The sequence below is a fragment of the Bacteroides xylanisolvens genome, from assembly GCF_018289135.1.
In the GTDB taxonomy this organism is placed as follows: domain Bacteria; phylum Bacteroidota; class Bacteroidia; order Bacteroidales; family Bacteroidaceae; genus Bacteroides; species Bacteroides xylanisolvens.
The window spans coordinates 140,099-161,886 of the sequence record NZ_CP072216.1; the positions used below are offsets into that span (position 1 = coordinate 140,099).

Consider the following 21,788-nt stretch of genomic DNA (forward strand, 5'->3'; position numbering starts at 1 on the left):
AAATGAATATTGATGGATGGCAGTTATATAAATGATAGAATATCTTTGGAACTATCCGGGTGGTAATAGTGAGAATACTTGTATCTTTATTGTCGAATAAATTAATAAATTGAGAAATGTTGAAAGTAGTAACATTTATGAAGCAGGTAGCCATGGGGCTACAGATGGAGGGAAACTTCGGTACTGCGCATGTTTATCGTAGCAGTCTGAATGCCATCATTGCTTATTGTGGGGAAGAAGATTTGCTTTTTAGTGAAGTAACTTCGGAGTGGCTGAAGGGATTCGAAGTTTACCTTCGTAGTCGTGGTTGTAGCTGGAACACCGTTTCCACTTATCTGCGTACGTTTCGTGCGGTTTACAATCGTGCCGTCGATCTTGGGAAAGCTCCTTATGTACCTCATCTGTTCCGTTCTGTTTATACCGGTACTCGTGCCGATCATAAACGTGCGTTGTGTGATGACGATATGAAGAAGGTGTTTGCAAAATTATCTCGTACGTCAGGTGTGCCATTTGCTGTATGTCAGGCGCAAGAGTTATTCATTCTGATGTTTTCGCTTCGTGGTATGCCGTTTGTCGATCTCGCTTATTTGCGTAAGAGCGATTTGCGTGATAACGTAATAACGTATCGCAGACGTAAGACAGGACGACCATTGTCGGTGACATTGACTCCCGAAGCGATGATCCTGGTGAAGAAGTATATGAATCGTGATCCTTCTTCTCCCTATTTATTTCCGTTGTTGAAAAGCCGTGAAGGAACTAAAGAGGCATATCGCGAATATCAGTTGGCATTGCGCAGCTTTAACCAGCAGTTGATGTTGTTAGGTGAATTATTGGGATTATCCGATAAATTGAGCTCGTACACCGCCCGCCATACCTGGGCTACGACAGCTTATTATTGTGAAATTCATCCGGGCATTATTTCCGAAGCGATGGGACATTCGTCTATCACTGTGACGGAGACTTATCTGAAACCTTTCCGGAGTAAGAAAATTGATGAAGCAAATAGACAAGTTCTTGACTTTGTGAAACGCTCTATTGTGGGTGTAAACGCTTGAAAATTACTCTGTTACTTTGTAGGTAACGGGAGTAAATATCGGTGCAAATATGAGCATATTTCTTAAAACAACCAAACGAAATCATACATTTTTTCTAATAAACTACTCAAAACAGGAATTAACCAAATAAAACAAGCGGATTCTTTGTATTAGGGCTTTGTTAACTTCTAAATTTTTGCAAAAGATCTCCTTCCCTCTACTGCCTTTCAGAAGCAGGGGTAAAAAAGTTTCATTGCTTATCGTATCATTTTTCAGTATTGACTACTCCCGAAGAGCAGGCACAAAGGTTTCTCCGTTACCTACAAAGTAACGGGTGGCTATTATTGAAACTTAGTGTTTAATAATATATTATTAATGTAATTTTTAAGTAGTTATGAAGAAAAATTTTGTTAGGGTAATGCTTTTCGGGGCATTGGCGCTTACAGTAAGTACAACCGTTACAAGTTGTAAGGACTATGACGATGACATCAAAAATCTGCAAGAGCAGATTGATAAAGTAACGTCCACTAATCCGGTGAGCACAGAGGACATGAAAACGGCCATATCTAGTGCCATTCAGACTTTGCAGACACAGTTACAGACAGCTATTGATGGTAAAGCAGATGCTAAAGCAGTACAGGATTTGCTGAAAACAGTAGAAGCATTGCAGACTGCATTGGAAAACAAAGCAGACGCAAGTACTATTAAAACATTGGGCGACCAGATCACCGCTCTTTCAGAACAAGTGAACTCTATTGAGGGAACTTTGAACAAAACGAAGGAAGACCTCGAAGCTAAAGTTGCCGACCTGACAGAGAAGCTGGCTGGTGCTGCATCTAGCGAAGACCTGAAAAAATTAGCTGATGAACTGGCAGAAGCTAAGAATGAATTGAAGGCTGTGACAGAAATGGCCGAGAATAATGCGGCTGCTATCGTTAGTATACAAGCTGATATTTTAGAATTGCAAAAATTGGATGGCAGAATCACCGCATTGGAAACATTTAATCAAAACGCTGCATCGAAGGATGATTTGGCTGATTACGTAGCCCATTCTGAACTTGCAGGATTGGTTGATGGCGAAGTTCTGGAGTTGCTGAAAGACAATGGCTCTATTGCTAAATACGTAAACGATGCTATCGAATCACAGGTATTGGCGGAAGCCTCTGCTATCAATGTTTCTATCAAAGGTGTAGACGATAAATTAGCAACGTTGAGCACTAACTTTGAAACATATAAACAAGAACAGGCAACTGCTTACCAAACTGTGACTGGTAATATCACTACGCTTACCACATTCAAAACGACTATCGAGACAGCTTTAACTGATGGTGGTTATGAAAATTTTGCGGCAGTATTGACTGAAATTACCACGATTAAAACCAGTTATGGTTATTGTGCTACTAAAGAAGTTTTCGATGGGAAAGTAGAAGCTTATTTTGCTGATTATAAAAAAACGGTAAATGATAAATTCGCTGCATTGGAAAAACGTCTCACGGCACTTGAAAACCAAATTCAGAGCATTGTTTATATTCCTGAATACGAAGATGGACAGGTGAAATTCATGTCTTATTATTATGGTGAAGGAGAAGCTAGAAAAATGATTGCGCAAGCCGATCCTATCCAGGTGAAGTTCCGTATTTCTCCGGCAACAGCTGCCGCCAACTTTGTAGCCAACTATACTCCTTCATTCGACGCACAGGAAATAAAGACTCGTGCAGCAGAAGAGATTTATAGCATTGAAGGCACGCCGACAGTGGACGAAGCTACAGGTATCGTAACCTATACTCTTTCTACGACTACAGACAAGAGCTATGCTATTAGCCTGAATCTGAAAGCTAAAGATGCAACTAAGAATTTGACGGATATCAGTTCTAATTATTTCCCTGTAATTGCGGATTATAGAGTGATTACATCTGTAACATTGAATTCACCGAACCAGGACGTGGCTACTATGCTTTCTGATAACGCTGCTTCAAAAATCGACTATGGTACAGGTGCTAAAGTGCTGATGACTGGTAAGGACAGAGCAGGAAATGCTATCATCGACGAAGCTATTAGCGAGAATGCGGTGAATAAGAGTTTTGCGGTGAAATATACACTAAAAGCAGCGGACGACTACAACGACTTCAAAATTGGAGAAACTAATGGTGTTCTGGAACTAAAATCCTATAGTTCTTCGTTCAATAATAAAAAAGTAACTGCCCAAGCAAGAATTACAATGAAGGATGCTGCAGGGGATGCTGTATCTACTTTTACAAAAGAATTTGCGCAAGTAACAGCTGGTGAACAGGTTATTAAGACTTTAGCAGTGAATCCTTCCGGAATCGGTACCGTAGAATTCAAAAGTAAAGGAGAAGAAGCATCGGTATTTGATGTTGACTTAACTGGTCCTAATTACTCTACTCTTGGCATTACAGAGGCTGATTACCAGGCTCTTGGAAGTGAATGCTTCGACTTTGAGACAGGTGCTAAGAGCGGTATTAAATTTGCATTCAAGGAAAATACAACTACGAACGGGTTAACAGTGGTTGTTCCGGCAGGTATACCGGTTAATACTTATAATGATGTGACACTGACAGTAACAGTATCGCCTACCCAGAAATTTACGATAACAGCTAATGCTACGGTTCAGATAACTAATGCAGATTATGCTTTGAATTTCAATACGGATATAGCAGCTGGTGGTACTATGACACTCCAGCCTACTTATGCTCCGTTTGATAAGCCGACATTAGTGAGCTTCTCATCTGATTTGAAAAATGCATTTAATAATTATGCTACAGTTGAAGGTAACGCAGATAACGCAGGCGCTTCCATTAAGTTTGCAATAGATAATGCTCCTATAGCAGGTGTATCTATTAGCGAAGATCATGTATTGACGGTTGATGGCAGTAAATATAAAGGAGATAATATTGCTGTTAAGGTGAATGTTGTAGGTAAAAATAACGAAGATGCTGATGTTACATTATCATCAGCAGAAAAGACTTTAAATATCACTCCGACTAGTCTTGCAGGTTCATGGACTGCACCGGCAAGCACGACAGTGAAGATTGGTAGGGATAACTATCAAAGTACGTTTGATCTGGCAAATGGTTTCTCATGGAAAGCGACTAATGATAAGACAATCTGGAAAGATGGTAGCGCAAACACTACTGATTGGGGTGCATCTCCGTTAACTGTATTTGGAGTAGATCTTCCTACTTTCACAGTGGCATCTGCTGATCAAAAATATGTTTCTATTACTGAAGCGGGCGTATTGTCACTTACTGAAACTGGTAAGGCTTTGGCTCCTTCTGTTAAGAAAACAATTACGGTAACCATCGTTGCAGCTCCCGGATGGGGAACTATTACTAACTATGCTTCAAATAAGACAGTTACAGTAGAGATTAAATTAGGTACAGCGTCAGACCAAAGTTTTGACTAATAGCTGTTTCTAAGATCATCTCTCCTTTACATTCATTCTAACATCTCGAATAGAGGGAGAGATGATATCTCTTAAATAGATAAATTTTTATAAACAATAAAACCATTCTTCACTTGTGTGTGAAGATATTTTTACCCCAGAACAAAGCGAAGGACACAGCTTGTGAAAGTCAATCCTTCCATCTTTGTTCTTCTTTAGAAAAGGGATGCCTCCCACATTTCCCACAGGTATCCCTTTTTATTTTTTACTCTTGGAGCGTCTTTTTGTTGTACTAGAATCAAAGTGCTAGTCCCCCATTTCCCTATAGGTAAAAGAGGCGTTCCCAAGATGCAGAAAACCCGGGCTTGCGAAAGTCCGGGTTTTCTTGATTAATAACCAATAACAATAAACCAATAACAACTAATAATAGAGTATGTAAATGAAAAAAGAAACCTATTCTTTATCCCACTCCTTGCTCGCTTCAAAACAGGGGCAAGCCTTGATCCACTCTTCCGGCTCAATCTCACCGTCTCCGTCAAGATCAGGACTAAGATCACGATGTCCGCAGACACGGCATCCCGGAAAATCCTTTAATAAAGTCAGGATAAGAACCCGTAGCGAGTGTTTCTGCCAACAAGTGCGCGTGTCTTTCGGCTGTCCCATGCAGTCCAGTCCGCCTTCATAGCAGATACCGATACTTTCCCGGTTGAAACCACGGCTATGCGCACCGATCCGTTCTAACGGACGGGTAGACTTAATATCCCCGTTCTTACGAATATAAAAATGATAACCCACACCATTGAAGCCGCGGCGACGATGACAAACGTCCAAATCATGTTCGGTGAAAGATTTATCCTCGCGGGTAGCGGAGCAATGAACGACAATCAGATTAATAGTTCTCATGCGTTAGGCAGGTATTAAAGAAGTGGATGATGATGCGGATTCGGAACCATTGTTGCGCTGAATACACTCTTTATTGACACACTGTAAAGTGACAGCTTCCGAAAGCTTGCCTTTTAATGAAAAAATCTCCGAGTGCATTTCCTTCACACGGTCGCTCAAATCGAAATAGTCTTTTAGCACCTTTTCGAGCTGCTTCATAAGGAAGCCATACTGCTCTTTCACTAGTTCGCTGAACTCTTTGACGTCCTGCATCATTTGCTGACGTTTTTTGCGACCTCCGAAAAAAGGGAGGATGGCTGTAATAATATCAATGATTTTGTCTAACATCTTTCTTGAATTAAAGATTAAAAATTAAAGATTGAGAATTGAGAATTAAAAAATAAGAGAAACTAAAAATAGGAAAACTAAAAAAACACGAGAATGAAAGAAAATGGAGAAATAAAGAAAATGAGAAAATGCGGGAAAGAGAAAAACAGAAAAACAGCAACCACATGGCAAGGAACCATACATGGATCAGTTCCTGAAACCATGTGATACTGTTTTTTCTAAGGATGAAGTTTCATTCTGCCAAAGAAGATAGAGCGGGCAGCTTATTTACGCTGCTGGATCCGGTGCTTCTCCACCGCCCGGTTTATTGCCCCCCGAACCGCTGCCGGAATCATCGTCCGAACCACCGTTTCCGGAATCGCTTCCATCGCCCTTTCCGCCCAGGACGAAGTTCACGTTGTTTTCGCTTCGTGTACTCGTATGGCTCGAATTCATCAGCTTCAACGCTTTGTCGGCAACAAAGCGGACATTGACACGGCGGATGCTGCGCACCGTACAATCTTTCATAGTCTCCGTACCGTCACTAGTCAGCGTGATGTGGAACGTACCCAATCCGTCAATCTTCACCTTATCGCCCTGGGTGAGCGACAGGCGCAACTGTTCCACAAATGCCTCAATGGTGTGTTTCACATCTCCGGCAGTCAGTGACGATTTACTTTCGATGGCGGTAGCCATCGTATCAACGTCCATCACTCTTACATTGCCCGATTTCTGACGTATGTAATACAGTAACGGAGCATCCTCCTGATTTACATACTTTCTGCGCTGATAGCGTTCTACTAATACATCCATAAATTTGAAAAGTTAAGGTTTAAGTGAATAATTATATCTTTTCTTTTTGATACTACAAATATACAAAATCAGAGAGGCAAAGTCAAGTAAATATGGTTTTATTTTCTCTGATAATATAAAAAGTTTTGCACCGGATATGTATCAATACTATTTTGATAAATTGTCTTGATTATTTATACAATATACCGCTTTATTTAGCATGTTTTTCCAAATATTCCAATGGCGGAACATAGTCATATATTTTTGTCATCGACGGATTATGTCCGAAATATACATTCCCAGTCTCTCCATTACGCTGCTTGGCAACGATAACCACCCCCAGTCCTTCTGTCGGGTAACCGCTTTCCCGGTCGGTGACGACGCGTTGCATGGCCGGTCGGTAAAGCAACATCACGACGTCCGCATCCTGTTCGATAGCTCCGCTCTCGCGCAGGTGTGCCAGTTCCGGACGTCCTCCGGGACGATTCTCCGACTCGCGGTTCAGCTGACTAAGCAGTACGACGGGAATATGCAGCTCCTTGGCCAGCAACTTGGCTTTCCGGGTGGCTTGTGCCACTTCCTGTTCGCGGTTGCGGTTGGCCTGCTTGGTAGCCATGTCGCAGAGTTGCAGGTAGTCGATAATAATTGCGTCACACTGATTGCGGCTCTTCAGTAGCCGGGCACTTGAGCGAATGTGATCCATGCTGACAGAAGTGCTGTCGTCCACGTAGATGGGGAGTCCCGATAGTTCTGAAGCTGCGGTGTGGGCATTTTCCATCTCTTGCAGGGTAGGTATTCCGTTTCTCCACCGGTAAGGATTAATGTTGCTTGCTGCTGCCAGCCATCGGTCGGCAAGGCGTTCCCCTTGCATCTCAAGGCTGTAGACGGCCACCGCATTGCCCGCCATTGCCGCGCTGCGTGCCAGGTGTAGGGCAAAAGCCGTTTTACCTACGGAAGGCCGGGCGGCAATCACTATCAGATCACTATCCTGCAAACCGCCCGTTTTCTGGTCGAGTTCGGTCAGACCGGTGGGGATGCCGGTGACGCCGTTCACGCTTTTGGCAATACGTAATTCAGCTTCTTTCAGCGTGTCGGTCATTAGGGTGTCCATGCAGCGTATGTGGTCGTGGTGTCCGGATTCGCCTTCGAGACGGTCGAGCAGGTTGTGCGCGTCGATGAGGGTGTCGTCGATGTCGATTGTTTCATCCATGGCGCAGGTGAGGAGTTTGTTGAAGCCGACTACGGCTTCGCGTGCCAGATATTTCTGGTGGACGATTTGCGCGTGATACTCGATGTGGGCGGAGGAAGCTACCCGGCTGCTTAGTTGTACGATGGTATACGGCCCGCCTATCTTTTCGAGCACTCCGCGACGGGTGAGCTCTTCTTTGACGGTGAGAATATCTATCTTTTTGTTTGCCTGATACATGGCTATCAAGGCGGCGAAGATCAGCTGATGATGATCGTCGTAGAACATTTCGGGACGTAGCTTGTCGGCTACGAGTGGCAGGGCCTCCTGTTCTATCAGGCAGGCTCCAATGATGGCTTCTTCGAGTTCGCTGGCGTGTGGTTGCATTTCTTTTCGATGTTTTTTTAGTCTATATATTCGTTTAAGAAAGCCTTGTCTTTCAGGTAGGTGGCGGCAAGGGGGATGAAACGTGTGTCGTTGGTGTGGTAGTAGACTTCCTCGATGTGGTCGATGGCTGTCTGTTGTTCCTCTTTGGTGAGCTTGTCCCATTCGCGGCGGGCACGGGCGACGTACTGTTTGGGTTTTTGCATCGTTTCATGATATTTATCCCAGAAAACGTCGAACACTTCGGATTTTTCTTTCTTTTTTTCTTCGCGGGCTTCCGGAGAGATGCAGCCGGTCCAGAAATCATAGTTGTTGATATGAATGTGGAAGATTCCTTTCTGGTGCGGGATGATCTTGATAATGCCCTCTTCCTGGATTTTTTGAAAGAAGCGGAGGGTTTTGGATCGGCTCCATTGGAAGAGTCGGCTCCAGTGTTGCTGGCTGATGACGGATTCTCCGCGTTGGCATACGATGTCGATCTGCTGAATCTTGTACGTGGTTTCCGAGTAGTTGGCGTGTATCAGGACTTGGAGGAGCGCTTCCAGTTCTCCCGGCGCTTTGTCGTTTATCTGACGTTTTAACAGTGCTTTGGGAATCAGGATGTAGCCTTCGTGCAGGAGGTTGTTTGGAAGTTGTTTCATTGAGGCGTATTTTTATTTACTTGTTGTTGATTGCGGGTTATCCCCATTGTGCATACATTGTCGGATGCGGCTGCGAAGGTAGTGCATGAATGGCTGTTCGTGCAAATCTTTTTTGGCTGGAATGGGGGTGTTTTGAACGGTATGGTGGTATTTGGGCTGTATTGGGGGCTGTAGGACGGAAATAATGTTGTTCTGTGTGACACCGCGCGGGTGTAAAAGATGAGATTGGGGGGGATGAATAGAAAAACAGAGGTTCTGTTGGGATGAAACAGAGCCTCTGTTTATTAGAAACAGAGCCTCTGTTTATTAGAAATAGAACCTCTGTTTGCCGTAAATAGAGGCTCTATTCGGGGATATGCGGTTTTCTTTTTAGTATTTTTTTTGACAAAAAATCGAACAGCCAAACGAACACCCCCTGAAGGTGGCTCAACTGCTTGTCTGTCATGCGTTTGCAACGCTCGAAAAAAAGTAGGCGAACCACCAACCGAACATATATAAATACTAAAATATAATAATCTATATAATATAGTTCGTTCAACACGTTTTTTCTGTGTTTTCGGAGGTGTCAGGATGCAGTAAATCTTTACTTATGGGTGATGCGCTAACGTAGGATTATTTTTTCCGGTCCCCAGGTCATGAAAAGGATCTGCTGTTGCTTCGGACTTAGACGCGTTGTTTCGTGTACGTAATGTGCGGCTTTTAATTCGTCGAAGAGCTGTTTGTCGAGTTCTATTTCGTTTCTCATTCTTTTGCTGGCTGTGTCAGCGTTAGAATATTCGGGAAAATACTCCTGCGCTACGGCAGAGAAGGTTTTAAAACCATTGATAACCCATTCTCGTTCTTCCATTTCTTCTTCGTTTTCCTTTGAAGTCTTCATTTGTGTAAAATTAAATTTTTTATTAATGCAACACTTCTTGTGTTGACTTTGCAAAGTTAATGAAAATATATTTGTTGTGATAAAATAATCGATTTATTTTATTATCTTATTTGATCTATGTAATAAAATATTGTATCTGGTAAACTCCTTTTTTAAGCGTAGCTTTTTGTATCATAAAATTTGACTTGTTTTGTATTGATATATTTGCTAAACTTTTTTTCTTCTATACGCATCTCAAATTAAATCGTATATTTGCGAAAAGAATCAAGATTGGGAATTATGAACGAAAACGTCTTAGCTAAACTGAAGATACTTGCGGAATCTGCCAAGTACGATGTTTCTTGTTCTTCCAGTGGTACGGTGCGCTCCAATAAGCCGGGCACGCTGGGAAACACTGTCGGAGGATGGGGGATTTGCCACAGCTTTGCCGAGGACGGGCGGTGTATCTCGCTATTGAAAATCATGCTTACCAATTATTGTATCTACGACTGTGCCTACTGTATCAACCGGCGTAGCAACGATCTTCCCCGCGCCACATTTTCCGTTTCGGAATTGGTGGAACTGACGATGGAATTCTATCGTCGTAACTACATTGAAGGGTTGTTTCTTAGTTCCGGAGTGGTCCGCAATCCGGACTATACGATGGAGAGACTGGTGCGTGTAGCCAAAGATTTGCGGCAAGTGTACCGGTTTAACGGTTATATTCATCTCAAGAGTATTCCCGGTGCCAGTCGTGAATTGGTGAATGAGGCCGGGCTGTATGCCGACCGTTTGAGTGTCAACGTCGAAATTCCCAAAGAAGAAAACCTGAAACTCCTTGCACCGGAGAAAGATCATAAAAGTGTATTTGCTCCGATGAAATACATTCAGCAAGGTGTGTTGGAGAGTAAGGAAGAGCGGCAGAAGTTCCGCCATGCACCCCGTTTCGCGCCTGCGGGACAAAGTACCCAGGTGATTGTAGGCGCTACCTCCGAGTCGGATAAAGATATTCTTTTCCTTTCGTCGGCTCTTTACGGACGGCCGACCATGAAGCGTGTCTACTATTCGGGCTACGTTTCTGTGAATACATACGATAAACGTCTTCCGGCATTGAAGCAACCACCCTTGGTACGTGAAAACCGGCTCTATCAAGCTGACTGGTTATTGCGCTTTTACCAATTCAAGGTGGACGAAATTGTGGATGATGCCTATCCGGATCTCGACCTCGAGATAGACCCGAAACTCTCGTGGGCTTTGCGCCATCCCGAACAGTTTCCTGTCGACATCAACAAAGCGGACTACGAAATGTTGCTCCGTGTGCCGGGAGTGGGAGTGAAGTCGGCGAAGTTGATTGTCGCCTCCCGCCGTTTTTCGCGACTGGGTTTTTATGAACTGAAGAAGATAGGAGTGGTGATGAAGAAGGCGCAATATTTCATCACCTGCAAAGAACTGCCTCTCCAAATGCTGACTGTGAACGAACTTTCGCCGCAACGGGTACGTAGCTTATTGCTCCCGAAACCAAAAAAGAAAGTGGATGAACGACAATTACGATTTGATTTCTGATTTATGAATTCTGATTAAACGAATTACTAAGTATGTTAATTAGCTTATATAATAATTTAGGTACGGATTACACGGATTACACGGTTTTTAGTGTTGTCATTGCTGCAAAGAATCCGCATTAATCCCTGTAATCCGTGCCTAAAAATAAATCATAACCCGGAAATCATAAATCATAAATCAGAAATCTTGAAAGTTTTCGTTTACGATAAAAGCTTTGATGGTCTGCTGACTGCTGTGTTCGACGCCTATTTTCGCAAGACCTTTCCCGATGATTTGTTGTCGGAAGGAGATGCTTTGCCCTTATTTTATGATGAGTTGCATACTGTAGTCACTGATGAAGAAAAGGCAGGGCGTGTGTGGCGGGGATTGCAGAAGAAAGTCTCTGTATCTGCTTTGGGCTGCCTCACACAAAGTTGGCTGTCGGAGCTTCCGGAGGTAGGGATGCTCATTTTTCGTTATATCCGTAAAGCGATCGACGCACCCCGTTCCATCGAAACCAATTTTGGCGATCCGGACATTTTGCGATTGGCGCAAATATGGAAGAAAGTGGATGGCGAACGTGTGCATCTGATGCAGTTTGTCCGTTTTCAGAAAGCTGCGGATGGTACATTCTTTGCGGCTTTCGAACCGCAGTATAATGCGCTTCCTCTTACCGTTCACCATTTCAAAGACCGTTTTGCCGATCAGAAGTGGATTATCTACGACATGAAACGCCGTTATGGTTTTTATTATGACTTGCAGGAGGTGACAACCATCTCGTTTGATGATGACAGCCGTGAATCCCATCTGATTACGGGGATGCTGGATGAAAGTCTGATGGACAAGGATGAGAAACTTTTCCAACAACTCTGGAAAACTTATTTCAAGGCCATTTGTATCAAAGAACGTATGAACCCGAGAAAGCACAGGCAGGATATGCCTGTACGTTATTGGAAGTATCTGACGGAAAAGCAGAAATAGCAGAGTCTACCATAAGGCAACTTTCCCCAGGTTACCGATTTCTAATTTGGCGCTTATTCCCATTGCCTTAAAAACTTTTGACAGGGTAGAGAGAGTGAGATTTTTCCCGTTCTCTATCCGTGATATTTGTGCTCTTTGTACTCCTATTAAATTTCCTAACTCTTCTTGAGTGAGATTCTTGGATTGTCTGGCTTTTCTGATAGCTTCGCCAATAAGAAAAGACTGCAAATCTCCTTCAAACTTATCACGTGCAAGGGTTCCTTTTTTCCCTATATGCTTATCTGTTATTTCCTCTTCCGTATAGAATTTCATTTTTTCCATATCTTTATTTTTTTAGAATTAAAATATATCTTTCTTATCTCTTCTGCCTTTGTTATCTCTTTGGGAGGTGTTTTTTGGGTTTTCTTTATAAAACCATGAGTAGCTATTACTAAGATATCTACTTCATCTACTTTGTCCCAAAAAGCTAATAGTCTGTATTGGGTTTTATTGTATAGTGTCCTAAATTCCCATATATCTGTATTATCTAGCTTTTTAAAGAGCTCCGGGTCAATAACAAACTTAGACTTTGCTATGTTATAGATAATTTTCTCCTTTACTTTTGATGGTAATAGATTCAGAAAATTGTCTGCTTCTTCAGAATATACTATTTTAAACTTTGCTTTTGGTTCCATTAATTGGGTTTTATCCTACAAAGATAATAAAAATAGTTCCATATATGGAAACAACTATGCTTTTTATACATTATTTCTTCAATTATTCAATCCGCTGCACTGTTACCTCCGGAAACTCCTGTATCAATGAAAGCAAATGTCCTTCATCGTTATTTCGTTTCGACTTGATGACCATGCTCACCTGATAAAACTCTGCTTCGCCCTTATGCAACGTTTCCATCTCATAAGAGACTATCAGGTAGTCTTTAGAGTTGAATCTGTCCGCTATCTGTTTCAGAGTGTCTTTGTTGGAAGTAGAGAAAGAAACCATCGAGCTTTTCATTCCGATGCTTTTAAACAGGTAACTAAGTAATTCCAGTCCGATGAGGGTCAATACCATGGCAGCGATTCCGATGGTGTACATTCCTGCGCCTACTGCCAGTCCGATACCGGCAGTTGCCCAGATTCCTGCGGCGGTAGTCAGTCCGCGTACAATCTGCTTTTGGAAGATGATGGTTCCCGCACCGATAAATCCGATGCCACTGACGACTTGTGCCGCCACACGACTGGGGTCGAGCGTGACACTGCTTTCTTTTATAATCTCCTGAAATCCGTATTGGGAAACAATCATAATCAGGGCACTGCCTAGCGATACGAGGAAATGAGTACGGTATCCGGCTTCTTTGGCACGGTATTCACGATCTAGTCCGATGATCGCCCCCAGTATGCCGGCGACCAATAAACGAATGACGAAATCTATGTTCAACATCATGTGTTCAATCTCCTTTCTGTTTTTTTATTGTTTGTGGAAAAATACTTGGAACTATAAATATACAATTATTTCTCTTTTATGGATCAATCATTTAGTAATATTTGAACGTATTCGATCTATTTTATCGTATATTCGCAGACTCAAATGAATGTTTAATCCTGTGATTGAGTGAATAATGAAGAAAAGATTTTTTTATATAATCAGCTTTCTGCTGATCTTTTGCATCGAGGTATTGATAGCTTTATATGTGCGTGACAATTTCATACGTCCTTATGTCGGAGATATGCTGGTGGTAGTGCTGGTGTATAGTTTTGTGAGGATATTTCTCCCGACAGGAATTCCGCGGATGCCGTTTTATGTCTTTCTTTTTGCCTGTTTTGTGGAAGTGCTACAATACTTCCAGTTGGTGGAAACATTGGGGATCACGAACCGTGTAGCCAGAATCATTCTGGGCTCTACGTTCGATTGGGCGGACATAGCTTGTTATGCGGTGGGCTGTGTGTTTATTGTTTTATTCGAGCGTTTCTTTCAGCATAAGTCGTAAAATTTATTTCTTTTCCAAGTCTGTTTCGGACGGATTCAGATGATGTCCGCAATATTTGCAAAATTCGGCATTGTCTTCGTGTCCGGAGCGATGGCAGTTGGGACATTCTTTGTCTCTTCTGCGTTTGTAGTCTTTCATCATGGAGGCAGATACGATCCCTGTCGGTACGGCAATAATTGTGTAACCGATTAGCATGACACAGGCGGAAAGGAACTTCCCGAAACCGGTGACGGGGGTGATGTCTCCATAGCCTACGGTAGTCATGGTGACGATAGCCCAGTAAATGCTGTTCGGGATGTTGTTGAACTGGGAGTTGGGTTGTGTTCCTTCAATCATATACATCAGCGTACCGATGGAAGTCACCAGGATAACGACAAATAAGAAGAATACCGCAATCTTCTTGCTGCTTTCGCGTAAGGCGGTGAGCAGTCGTTCGCCCTCATTCAGAAAGTTGAAGAGCTTGAAGACACGGAATACCCGTATCAGGCGGAAAGCACGGATGATGAGCAGATAGCGTGCACCGGGGAAGAGCAGGCCGATGTAGAGCGGAAGGGTGGCTAGCAAGTCTACGATTCCGAAGAAGCTGAATATGTATTTCCGGGGACGGGGCGAGCAGTAGATTCTCGTCAGGTACTCGAAAGTGAAGAAAGCGGTGAAAAGGTACTCCATAATGACGAACGGAGTCGTCAGAAAGCTGGGAAGTCCTTTCAGACTTTCGATGATGACAAGCAGTACGCTGACTAGAATACAGCCGATCAGAATCACGTCGAACAGTTTCCCGGCGGGAGTGTCCGATTCGAAGATGATGACGTACAACTTTCGTTTCAGTTTTTCGTCATGTAAAAAACGATGGATTCTTTCTTTCAGTTTCATACTAACAGTTCATACTAAATGCTATTTGGACGTTCCTCCGGCATCTTCTTGTAGAAAGAGGTTGTTTGGCTGTGAATGGGCAGTGCAAACTCCGTTTTCCGCTATGAGAAGAGGTTGGGGGGAGAGGATTTTCAGTCAATGACCCATTGTTTATTATAAGCCTCTGTTTTTTTCGGATCGTAATACATACCTTCTTGTGTGGGAATATAGAGGGTGTATGTCTTTCCGGTCTTGTTCCTTAATGAGGTGTCGCGCAGCCAGGGGTTGGCATCACGGAGTTGTGCGTATGTGATACCTTGTGATTTGGCATAATCATTCAAATCATTGATGCTAGTGGAGACGGTCACCTTTTTGTAGGGAATGGGCGGATACAGATGTTCCCGCTTCAACAGAAACCCGTAACGTTGCGGGTTGTTGAATATCTCTTTGGCTGCCAATATGCGGAACATATAGCGGGAAGTTTCTTCTACCAGCCATAAGTCCATGGCATGACTTGCCAGTTGTTTGTCGAGTTGGGAGGAGATACGTCCCTGTCCGGCATTGTAGGCGGCGGAGACAGCCATCCAGTCTCCATATTTGGCATACGCTTGTTTGAAATATTTACAGGCGGCTACGGTTGCTTTTTCAATGTGGTAGCGTTCGTCTACGTTGTCGTTCACTTCCAGTCCGAATTCCCGTCCGGTGGCGGGCATAAACTGCCACAGTCCTGCTGCTCCTGCCGGAGAGCGGGCGATGTTGTTCAGGTTACTTTCGATTACCATCAGGTATTTGAAGTCGTCGGGGATGCCGTTGGCTTTCAGTATCGGTTCTATGATGGGGAAGTATCGGTTGGCACGTTTTATCAGTAACATGGTGGTGGAATGCATATAGGTGAAAGCCATCATCTCACGATCCATCCGTTCGCGGCGGTCATAGCGGCGGAGGTCAATGGTTTCTCCGTCAAAAGTAACCTGGGCGGGAACGGTGGGCGAGGTGACGCAATAAGGAACTTCCGATTTGGCGGAATGTTGTTCGGTCACCTGGCTGCTGCCTGTCAATACAGGAATGGATGCGCCGATGCAAAATACTAATATGAGCGTAAGAATATAGTTGATTTTAGTTTGTTTCTTCATTTATTTATTTCATTATTTCAGTTAATACCATTCAGTTTCTTGTTCAGACTTTGTCGGACTGTTCACATACTTGCCATTCTCTCCAAACAGATCGCTTTCTGTATTCCGTCCGCCCTGTTTGTAGATGCCGTTCATCGTCTCCTTTATTTGATAGAACAAATTTTCTCTCTCTTTGTCAGTCTGTTCAGAGATTTTTTTCTTTCAGTATTAAAGTCTGCCTTGCAAAGATAGCCCCATTTTGTTTTTTTCAAAGAACTTTTCTTGCATTTTATACGTTTTTCTAATAGAGTTAAAATAAATAATGAATCAAGATGAATATAGCAATGACCGGAGCTACCGGATATATAGGTAAACATCTTTCCAATTATCTCACAGAAAAGGGCGGACACCGGATTATTCCCTTGGGAAGATCGATGTTCCGCGAAGGTATGTCCGGACATTTGATTCAGACATTGACGCATTGCGACGTAATCATCAACCTGGCTGGCGCACCCATCAATAAGCGTTGGACACCGGAGTACAAACAGGAATTGTTCAACAGCCGCATTGTGGTGACGCACCGTATTATCCGTGCGTTAAATGCCGTCAAGACAAAACCGAAACTGATGATTTCAGCTTCCGCCGTGGGCTATTATCCTCCGGAAGTGGAAGCGGACGAATATACCCGTACCCGTGGCGACGGTTTTCTTTCCGATCTCTGTTATGCATGGGAAAAAGAAGCCAAACACTGTCCCCAACCTACCCGGCTCGTCATTACACGCTTTGGCGTAGTGCTTTCTCCGGATGGGGGAGCGATGCAGCAGATGCTTCGTCCTTTGCAAGCCACGAAGGTAGCTACCGCCATCGGTCCCGGCACCCAGTCTTTCCCGTGGATAGCCATGCACGACCTTTGCCGTGCCATGGAGTTTTTTATCGCCCACGAAGAAACGCGGGGTGTGTATAATCTGGTGGCTCCGCAACAGATTTCGCAATATTCTTTTACCCGTGAGATGGGAAAAGCTTATCAGGCATGGACAACGATTATTGCTCCGCAGCGGGCTTTCCGTATATTTTACGGTGAAGCGGCTTCTTTCTTTACAGCCGGTCAGAAAGTCCGCCCGACACGTCTGACGGAAGCCGGGTTTCGTTTTTCCATCCCTACTGTCGAACGTCTTTTTAAAGGTACGGATCACACTACGGTCTCCTCTCTCGACCTGAACCGATATATGGGACTTTGGTACGAAATAGCCCGCTACGAGAACCGTTTCGAACACGGACTGGTAGATGTCACGGCCACTTACACGCTTCGTCCCGACGGTACGATTCGTGTGGAGAACCGGGGATGCAAGCGCAATTCTCCTTATGATATCTGCAAGACTGCCAACGGACACGCCAAGATACCCGATTCCGCGCAACCGGGTAAACTGAAAGTCTCTTTCTTCCTTAATTTCTACTCTGATTATTACATATTGGAGCTGGATGAAGAGAATTACAACTATGCCCTTGTAGGCAGCAGCACCGATAAATATCTCTGGATACTAAGCCGCACGCCGCAACTGCCCGAGGAAATCAAAAAGAAACTCGTCACCGCTGCCGAACGCCGCGGTTACGATACCAACCGGTTGCAATGGATAGAACAATTTTGATTATAAATATGCTTTCATAATTAGTTTATATAATAAATCTAGGCACGAATTACGCTGATGAACACTGTTGCTTTATCTATGCGTCATTTTGAAAAAAAAACGTAAAATCCGTGCCTGATAATAGATAATTATTAGGCAAGAGTACTTAAAACAATAATGAACTTTAAAACAACATAGATTATGGATTACGAAATTATTCATCAGCCCGAACAGCATTTGTTTAAGACAGAAGTAGACGGTCGTACCGCCTTTGTGCAATATCGCCTCTTAGGTGATTCTCTCGACATCATTCATACCATCGTGCCCCGCCCGATAGAAGGTCGCGGAATAGCCGCTGCATTGGTGAAAGCTGCGTACGACTACGCAATAGCCAACGGAATGAAACCGAAAGCCACCTGTTCTTACGCAGTGAAGTGGTTGGAACGCCATCCGGAACTGAATGGCAATAGTGATTGATTTCAGTGAAAAAGCTTTAGAATGTAAAAATGTGTCGAGATATGGTTTTAGGTTATTTTCGACACATTTCTATATTCATGATTGATTATTTCCATCTCTTCAACTGGGGGAAGAACTCTTTCATCGTTTTACGTGCTTCTTCCACCGTGTATTTCACTTCCGAGTCTTTATTAAACTCATCGAGGTAATTCAGGTTGAGTTCGATCATTTCGTCCATCGTACACTCTTTCGTGAGGGATATTCAGTAAATGTTCCTCTTTCTAAAAAATCAAGAGAAAAGCTTTGCTTTACGTGAGCTTTTCTCTTGATTTTTTCGTTCAACTCTCCCAGTCTTCTATCTTTTTTGTAGAATATTGTTTACATATTCTTATTTTTTCCTTCCCACCCATGCATTATGTACATGTCTTTTTTAGGGGAAGTTAAAACCTCTCCTGTTTTTCCTGTTATTTTAGTTAGATTATGCTGCCTTTCTTTTTTTCTTTTCGACCTTTTCTATCATACATACCGCATTGGCTGTATGTATCCCAAAGAAAATCCAAAGTACTTCCGTTTTCCTGTTTCTAGCTTTTATCCTGGCCAGTGAGTAATGTTGTTTCTGCGTTCCAAAACTTCCTTCCAGGCGGGTAGCTCTTTCACGGCTGAGTTCCGACCGTAAGATTTTCCGAAGCGGCTCATCTTTGGCAGCTCTGCCCTTACGCTTAAAGGAAGTACTTATATGATATTTTGTACAAAATTTCCGGTTGGCATTATTGGCATAGATTGAATCCGCCGCAAGCGCCTTAACCCTAACCCCGGTCAGTTGTTGTTGCAGATGAATACAGTCTTTCAAACGTACTCCTTCGTTAAAAGCCTTAAAGGAGATATGTTCTATAAAGGAGATTCCGTCTATCTGTATATTGTTGACTTTGGCTCCGAATTCAACGGATTTGGTTTCCTTGCCTCTGATAATGGGGCGAAGGTAATGCCGGTCGATACTCACGATACGGTTGGACACTTTTTTGCCTGCAAATAAATTCTTCCCTTGCTCAAGGACTGTCTGTATGACCGAGAAACGTCTTTGGTAATCAGAGGATAGTGTAAGCCTGTTCCTGTAGGATGAATGAAGCAGCTCCAGCTGGTCAAGTAACTTTTCCAATAACTGAAGTAACCTTCGTGTAAGCATACGAGTCTGTGATTTCCTGCGTTTACGCAGTTTGCTATAAGCAAGATAGGCACGGCGTACATCAAGATACTTGTTACGGGGACGTTGTATGTGCAAGGTCTGGCAATGTTTGCACAGATGACGATGAAGCCATACAATACCTTCCCATAAGAGTTTGGTATCAGTAGGGAAACGCAGATGACTTTCATAACAGGTGGCATCGGTCATACAGACATGAAGGTTCTCAAGATAAGGTGTCCAATGCTCGGCAAGAATGAGCTGGAGGGACTCAACGTCAAGGCGATCCGCTAGTTCCTGACGAATTGCACTAACGATTTTAGGATTGGTTAGTGGATGAAGCGGATCAATCTGAACACCACAAAATAACTGGTAATGAATATTACCGTTTAAATGCTCAATCAGTTGTGCATCGGAAAAGTTGGTATAGGACTTCAAGACCATCAAGGCTATTTTACCTTCGGGAGAAAAATAACTTTTACGCCCAAAAGGAGAGGACTTCAAATGCATTTGTCGGGCCAGTTCCGAGAAAGGGAACAGAGAATGGAGGCGACCTAATTCACTCGTTGCAAAACTTTGACGATATTTTTTAAGCATATCGAACTCGGTAAAACCTAAACAAGGTTCGATTTCTGAGATTTTTTGTATCTTTACCATGTGTTTTTATTTTTAATTACCCCCGTTTTGGCCGTCAAACCGTTTTTTGGGGGGAATGCTTAAAGATACAAAAAAGGCAACTAACTCGCAATGAATTAGTTGCCTTAAATTTTATTATTTTAGGAATATCCCTTCGTGAAATGTCCGTCCGCATAGCAATAGTGGCAATAATCCTGATTCTTGCTACCGTCTGCTTCTTTTCCAAAAGTTGAGTCGTCTATCGGCATACCGCAACTCTGACAAATTTTTTGTTCCATCTTTTTTTGTTAGATTATAAGTTTATGTTACAGGACAAATATAGGTAGAATTATTGGAATAGGAGTTATCCGATCTTGCTAATTACCTGTTCATTTCCGGGCTTGTTCACTTTTGGGGTTAATTTGTTTTTACCGGCAGGCGTTTCCACATCCAGCGGGGAATCATTTTCCAGAAAAACACCAGAATCCGGTAACGCCAGTCGATTACTGCTACCCGTTGTTTGCGCTTCAGCGACCAGGAGATATGACGGCCCACTTCGGCGGCGTCCATCAGCAGTGGATAATGCTTTCCGTCATTCAGTAAATCGGTGGCTACAAATCCGGGACGAATATCGGTAAAACGGATATGTAGCTTTTGCAGGTATGACAGTTGTTCGAGCGCATCTATATAAGTGTTTTGAAAACGTTTGGTGGCGGAATAGGCAGGAGCAACTCCGAGCCCTTTCGTTCCGGCAATGGAACTGATAACGGCCAGATGTCCGCCTCCGTTTTTCTTGAAGTACGTGAAAGCGGTATCTACCATTCGGATAAAGCCTGCTACATTGGTGTGTGCTGTGTTCAGTTCTACTTCCATGTTCAGGTCCATATTCTGGAAACCGATGCCGGAACTAAGAAGAAACAAATCCATGCCGCCTAGTTTGTCGATGAGCAGATTCAGCTTTTCGCTTGCATCCTCTTGGGTTACGTCTAATGCTTGGATTTGAATTTGATCCGGTGCTGCCCGTTGCAGGTTTTCGAGAGAAGATTGCCGTCTGCCGGCTACTCCTATTTTCCAGCCTTCCAGTAACAGGCATTTTGCAACTTCTTGTCCGATACCGGAGGTGGCCCCTATGATAATGGCTTTTTTCATTACTGATTTTTTTTAGTAAGTTATAGGTTCAATAAATGTCGTATGGTTTGCCAGGGTGCATAGAACAACATTCTCGGTCCGGAAAAACGCATTACCTGTCGCATTCGTTCGCGCAGGACAGGCTTGTAGCAATGTACCGTGCACTCTTTGCATGCACCCTTTTTCTCTCCAAACGGACAACGGTCGAGACGGGCATGCGCATAGCGAAGCAACTCTTCACAGTCGGTACAAAGAGTCTTGTTTTTTTCTTTTTTCCGACAATAGAGGCGGATCATTAACTCTACTGTTTTCTTTTCGTGTGCGATGCGTGATACCTTCATCTCTTTCTTCTTTACACTTTGGATTGACAAAGATAGCGAAGATTATGCAGAATCACAGGCGTATTTTGTTAAAATGCATCTTTTTGGTGGGTATTTTCTTTTCTGATGGTAAATCATGAACAGGCTTTTTGAAACATCTTCTGAAGAGCTTGTGGATGACGGAAACAATCTGTATCTTTGCGGCATGAAAAAGTTATTATGTCCGCAATGCAAGATTGCAGCCATGTATGTGAAGAATGAACAGGGGGAAAGGCTGCTGGTTTATGTGCTCGAAAATGGTGAAGTCGTTCCCAAATATCCGGAAGATTCGATGGAAGGGTTCGACCTGACAGAGGTTTTCTGCCTGGGTTGTTCGTGGCATGGTTCGCCTAAACGACTTATTAAGTGATTAACTGTTTAGTGATTAATCACAATTTTTTGATTTATGTCAACTAAAAGAGGGACGGGAAACAAGGATTAATTCGTTGGATTTTATGTATCTT

The 21,788-nt window shown here is 43.2% G+C and carries 22 protein-coding genes and 2 pseudogenes; 8 read left to right on the forward strand and 16 right to left on the reverse strand.

Annotated elements, in window-relative coordinates:
- Positions 1–116: 116 nt before the first annotated feature.
- Positions 117–1,055, forward strand: coding sequence for a tyrosine-type recombinase/integrase (locus INE92_RS00575; RefSeq protein ID WP_074909532.1), 939 nt, complete (start codon positions 117–119; stop codon positions 1,053–1,055).
- A gap of 373 nt (positions 1,056–1,428) precedes the next feature.
- Positions 1,429–4,458: an ATP-binding protein gene (locus tag INE92_RS00580; RefSeq protein ID WP_229097091.1), complete on the forward strand. Its 3,030-nt coding sequence runs from the start codon at positions 1,429–1,431 to the stop codon at positions 4,456–4,458.
- Positions 4,459–4,890: 432 nt separating this feature from the next.
- Here the strand turns inward: INE92_RS00580 and INE92_RS00585 are convergent, their stop codons facing one another.
- The 6 genes from INE92_RS00585 to INE92_RS00610 form a co-directional block, all read right to left on the reverse strand.
- The gene (locus INE92_RS00585; protein ID WP_004314755.1) at positions 4,891–5,340 is read right to left on the reverse strand and encodes an N-acetylmuramoyl-L-alanine amidase; all 450 of its coding nucleotides are present in this window, start codon (positions 5,338–5,340) and stop codon (positions 4,891–4,893) included.
- Positions 5,341–5,343: 3 nt separating this feature from the next.
- Positions 5,344–5,667 (reverse strand): hypothetical protein, encoded by a 324-nt coding sequence (locus INE92_RS00590; protein ID WP_004314756.1) that lies wholly within the window; start codon positions 5,665–5,667, stop codon positions 5,344–5,346.
- 267 nt (positions 5,668–5,934) lie between these two features.
- A complete protein-coding gene (locus tag INE92_RS00595) occupies positions 5,935–6,459 on the reverse strand; it encodes an HU family DNA-binding protein (RefSeq protein ID WP_008021096.1) in 525 nt (174 codons plus the stop codon).
- A gap of 190 nt (positions 6,460–6,649) precedes the next feature.
- Positions 6,650–8,011 carry a replicative DNA helicase gene (dnaB, locus tag INE92_RS00600; protein ID WP_008021099.1) on the reverse strand — a complete coding sequence of 454 codons (1,362 nt, stop codon included), beginning with the start codon at positions 8,009–8,011 and terminating at the stop codon, positions 6,650–6,652.
- A gap of 17 nt (positions 8,012–8,028) precedes the next feature.
- On the reverse strand, positions 8,029–8,649 hold the full coding sequence (locus INE92_RS00605) for a hypothetical protein (RefSeq protein ID WP_008016337.1): 621 nt from the start codon (positions 8,647–8,649) through the stop codon (positions 8,029–8,031).
- 601 nt (positions 8,650–9,250) lie between these two features.
- Positions 9,251–9,526, reverse strand: coding sequence for a DUF4248 domain-containing protein (locus tag INE92_RS00610; RefSeq protein WP_004314761.1), 276 nt, complete (start codon positions 9,524–9,526; stop codon positions 9,251–9,253).
- Positions 9,527–9,805: 279 nt separating this feature from the next.
- Between INE92_RS00610 and INE92_RS00615 the strand changes: the two genes are divergently transcribed.
- Both INE92_RS00615 and INE92_RS00620 read left to right on the forward strand, forming a co-directional pair.
- Positions 9,806–11,068, forward strand: a complete 1,263-nt coding sequence (locus INE92_RS00615; RefSeq protein WP_004314762.1) for a putative DNA modification/repair radical SAM protein — start codon at positions 9,806–9,808, stop codon at positions 11,066–11,068.
- Between the two features lie 186 nt (positions 11,069–11,254).
- Positions 11,255–12,028, forward strand: a complete 774-nt coding sequence (locus INE92_RS00620; RefSeq protein ID WP_008016343.1) for a TIGR03915 family putative DNA repair protein — start codon at positions 11,255–11,257, stop codon at positions 12,026–12,028.
- 6 nt (positions 12,029–12,034) lie between these two features.
- Here INE92_RS00620 and INE92_RS00625 read toward each other — a convergent pair whose 3' ends face one another.
- The 3 genes from INE92_RS00625 to INE92_RS00635 form a co-directional block, all read right to left on the reverse strand.
- Positions 12,035–12,349, reverse strand: a complete 315-nt coding sequence (locus INE92_RS00625; RefSeq protein ID WP_004314764.1) for a helix-turn-helix domain-containing protein — start codon at positions 12,347–12,349, stop codon at positions 12,035–12,037.
- On the reverse strand, positions 12,337–12,702 hold the full coding sequence (locus INE92_RS00630) for a type II toxin-antitoxin system RelE/ParE family toxin (RefSeq protein WP_008644356.1): 366 nt from the start codon (positions 12,700–12,702) through the stop codon (positions 12,337–12,339). Before INE92_RS00630 ends, INE92_RS00625 begins: the two co-directional genes overlap by 13 nt.
- Positions 12,703–12,784: 82 nt before the next feature.
- A complete protein-coding gene (locus INE92_RS00635) occupies positions 12,785–13,453 on the reverse strand; it encodes an MgtC/SapB family protein (RefSeq protein WP_004314765.1) in 669 nt (222 codons plus the stop codon).
- 175 nt (positions 13,454–13,628) lie between these two features.
- Here INE92_RS00635 and INE92_RS00640 point away from each other — a divergent pair, with 175 nt between their 5' ends.
- A complete protein-coding gene (locus INE92_RS00640; protein ID WP_004314766.1) occupies positions 13,629–13,997 on the forward strand; it encodes a ribosomal maturation YjgA family protein in 369 nt (122 codons plus the stop codon).
- Positions 13,998–14,000: 3 nt separating this feature from the next.
- On the opposite strand, the gene INE92_RS00645 is transcribed toward INE92_RS00640, so the two are convergent.
- Both INE92_RS00645 and INE92_RS00650 read right to left on the reverse strand, forming a co-directional pair.
- Positions 14,001–14,870, reverse strand: a complete 870-nt coding sequence (locus tag INE92_RS00645; protein WP_004314767.1) for an ion transporter — start codon at positions 14,868–14,870, stop codon at positions 14,001–14,003.
- A gap of 131 nt (positions 14,871–15,001) precedes the next feature.
- Entirely contained in the window at positions 15,002–15,982 is a 981-nt protein-coding gene (locus INE92_RS00650; protein ID WP_008021109.1) for a lytic transglycosylase domain-containing protein, read from the reverse strand.
- Positions 15,983–16,293: 311 nt separating this feature from the next.
- On the opposite strand from INE92_RS00650, the gene INE92_RS00660 reads away from it, so the two are divergent.
- Together INE92_RS00660 and INE92_RS00665 are read left to right on the forward strand one after the other, a co-directional pair.
- Positions 16,294–17,607 carry a TIGR01777 family oxidoreductase gene (locus tag INE92_RS00660; RefSeq protein WP_195436780.1) on the forward strand — a complete coding sequence of 438 codons (1,314 nt, stop codon included), beginning with the start codon at positions 16,294–16,296 and terminating at the stop codon, positions 17,605–17,607.
- A 180-nt stretch (positions 17,608–17,787) separates the two neighbouring features.
- Positions 17,788–18,063 (forward strand): GNAT family N-acetyltransferase, encoded by a 276-nt coding sequence (locus INE92_RS00665; RefSeq protein WP_004314771.1) that lies wholly within the window; start codon positions 17,788–17,790, stop codon positions 18,061–18,063.
- 85 nt (positions 18,064–18,148) lie between these two features.
- Here the strand turns inward: INE92_RS00665 and INE92_RS00670 are convergent.
- The 5 genes and pseudogenes from INE92_RS00670 to INE92_RS00690 all read right to left on the reverse strand — a co-directional run.
- Positions 18,149–18,295 (reverse strand): annotated as a pseudogene (locus INE92_RS00670) (zinc ribbon domain-containing protein); the annotation flags it as partial.
- A gap of 225 nt (positions 18,296–18,520) precedes the next feature.
- Positions 18,521–19,879 (reverse strand): transposase, encoded by a 1,359-nt coding sequence (locus INE92_RS00675; protein ID WP_172725346.1) that lies wholly within the window; start codon positions 19,877–19,879, stop codon positions 18,521–18,523.
- A 131-nt stretch (positions 19,880–20,010) separates the two neighbouring features.
- A pseudogene (locus INE92_RS00680) lies at positions 20,011–20,136 on the reverse strand (zinc ribbon domain-containing protein); the annotation flags it as partial.
- A gap of 118 nt (positions 20,137–20,254) precedes the next feature.
- Positions 20,255–20,986, reverse strand: coding sequence for an SDR family NAD(P)-dependent oxidoreductase (locus tag INE92_RS00685; protein WP_015532531.1), 732 nt, complete (start codon positions 20,984–20,986; stop codon positions 20,255–20,257).
- 20 nt (positions 20,987–21,006) lie between these two features.
- Positions 21,007–21,306: a nitrous oxide-stimulated promoter family protein gene (locus INE92_RS00690; RefSeq protein ID WP_049703237.1), complete on the reverse strand. Its 300-nt coding sequence runs from the start codon at positions 21,304–21,306 to the stop codon at positions 21,007–21,009.
- A 184-nt stretch (positions 21,307–21,490) separates the two neighbouring features.
- Here INE92_RS00690 and INE92_RS00695 point away from each other — a divergent pair, with 184 nt between their 5' ends.
- Positions 21,491–21,694: a hypothetical protein gene (locus tag INE92_RS00695; protein ID WP_225472758.1), complete on the forward strand. Its 204-nt coding sequence runs from the start codon at positions 21,491–21,493 to the stop codon at positions 21,692–21,694.
- Positions 21,695–21,788: the final 94 nt, after the last annotated feature.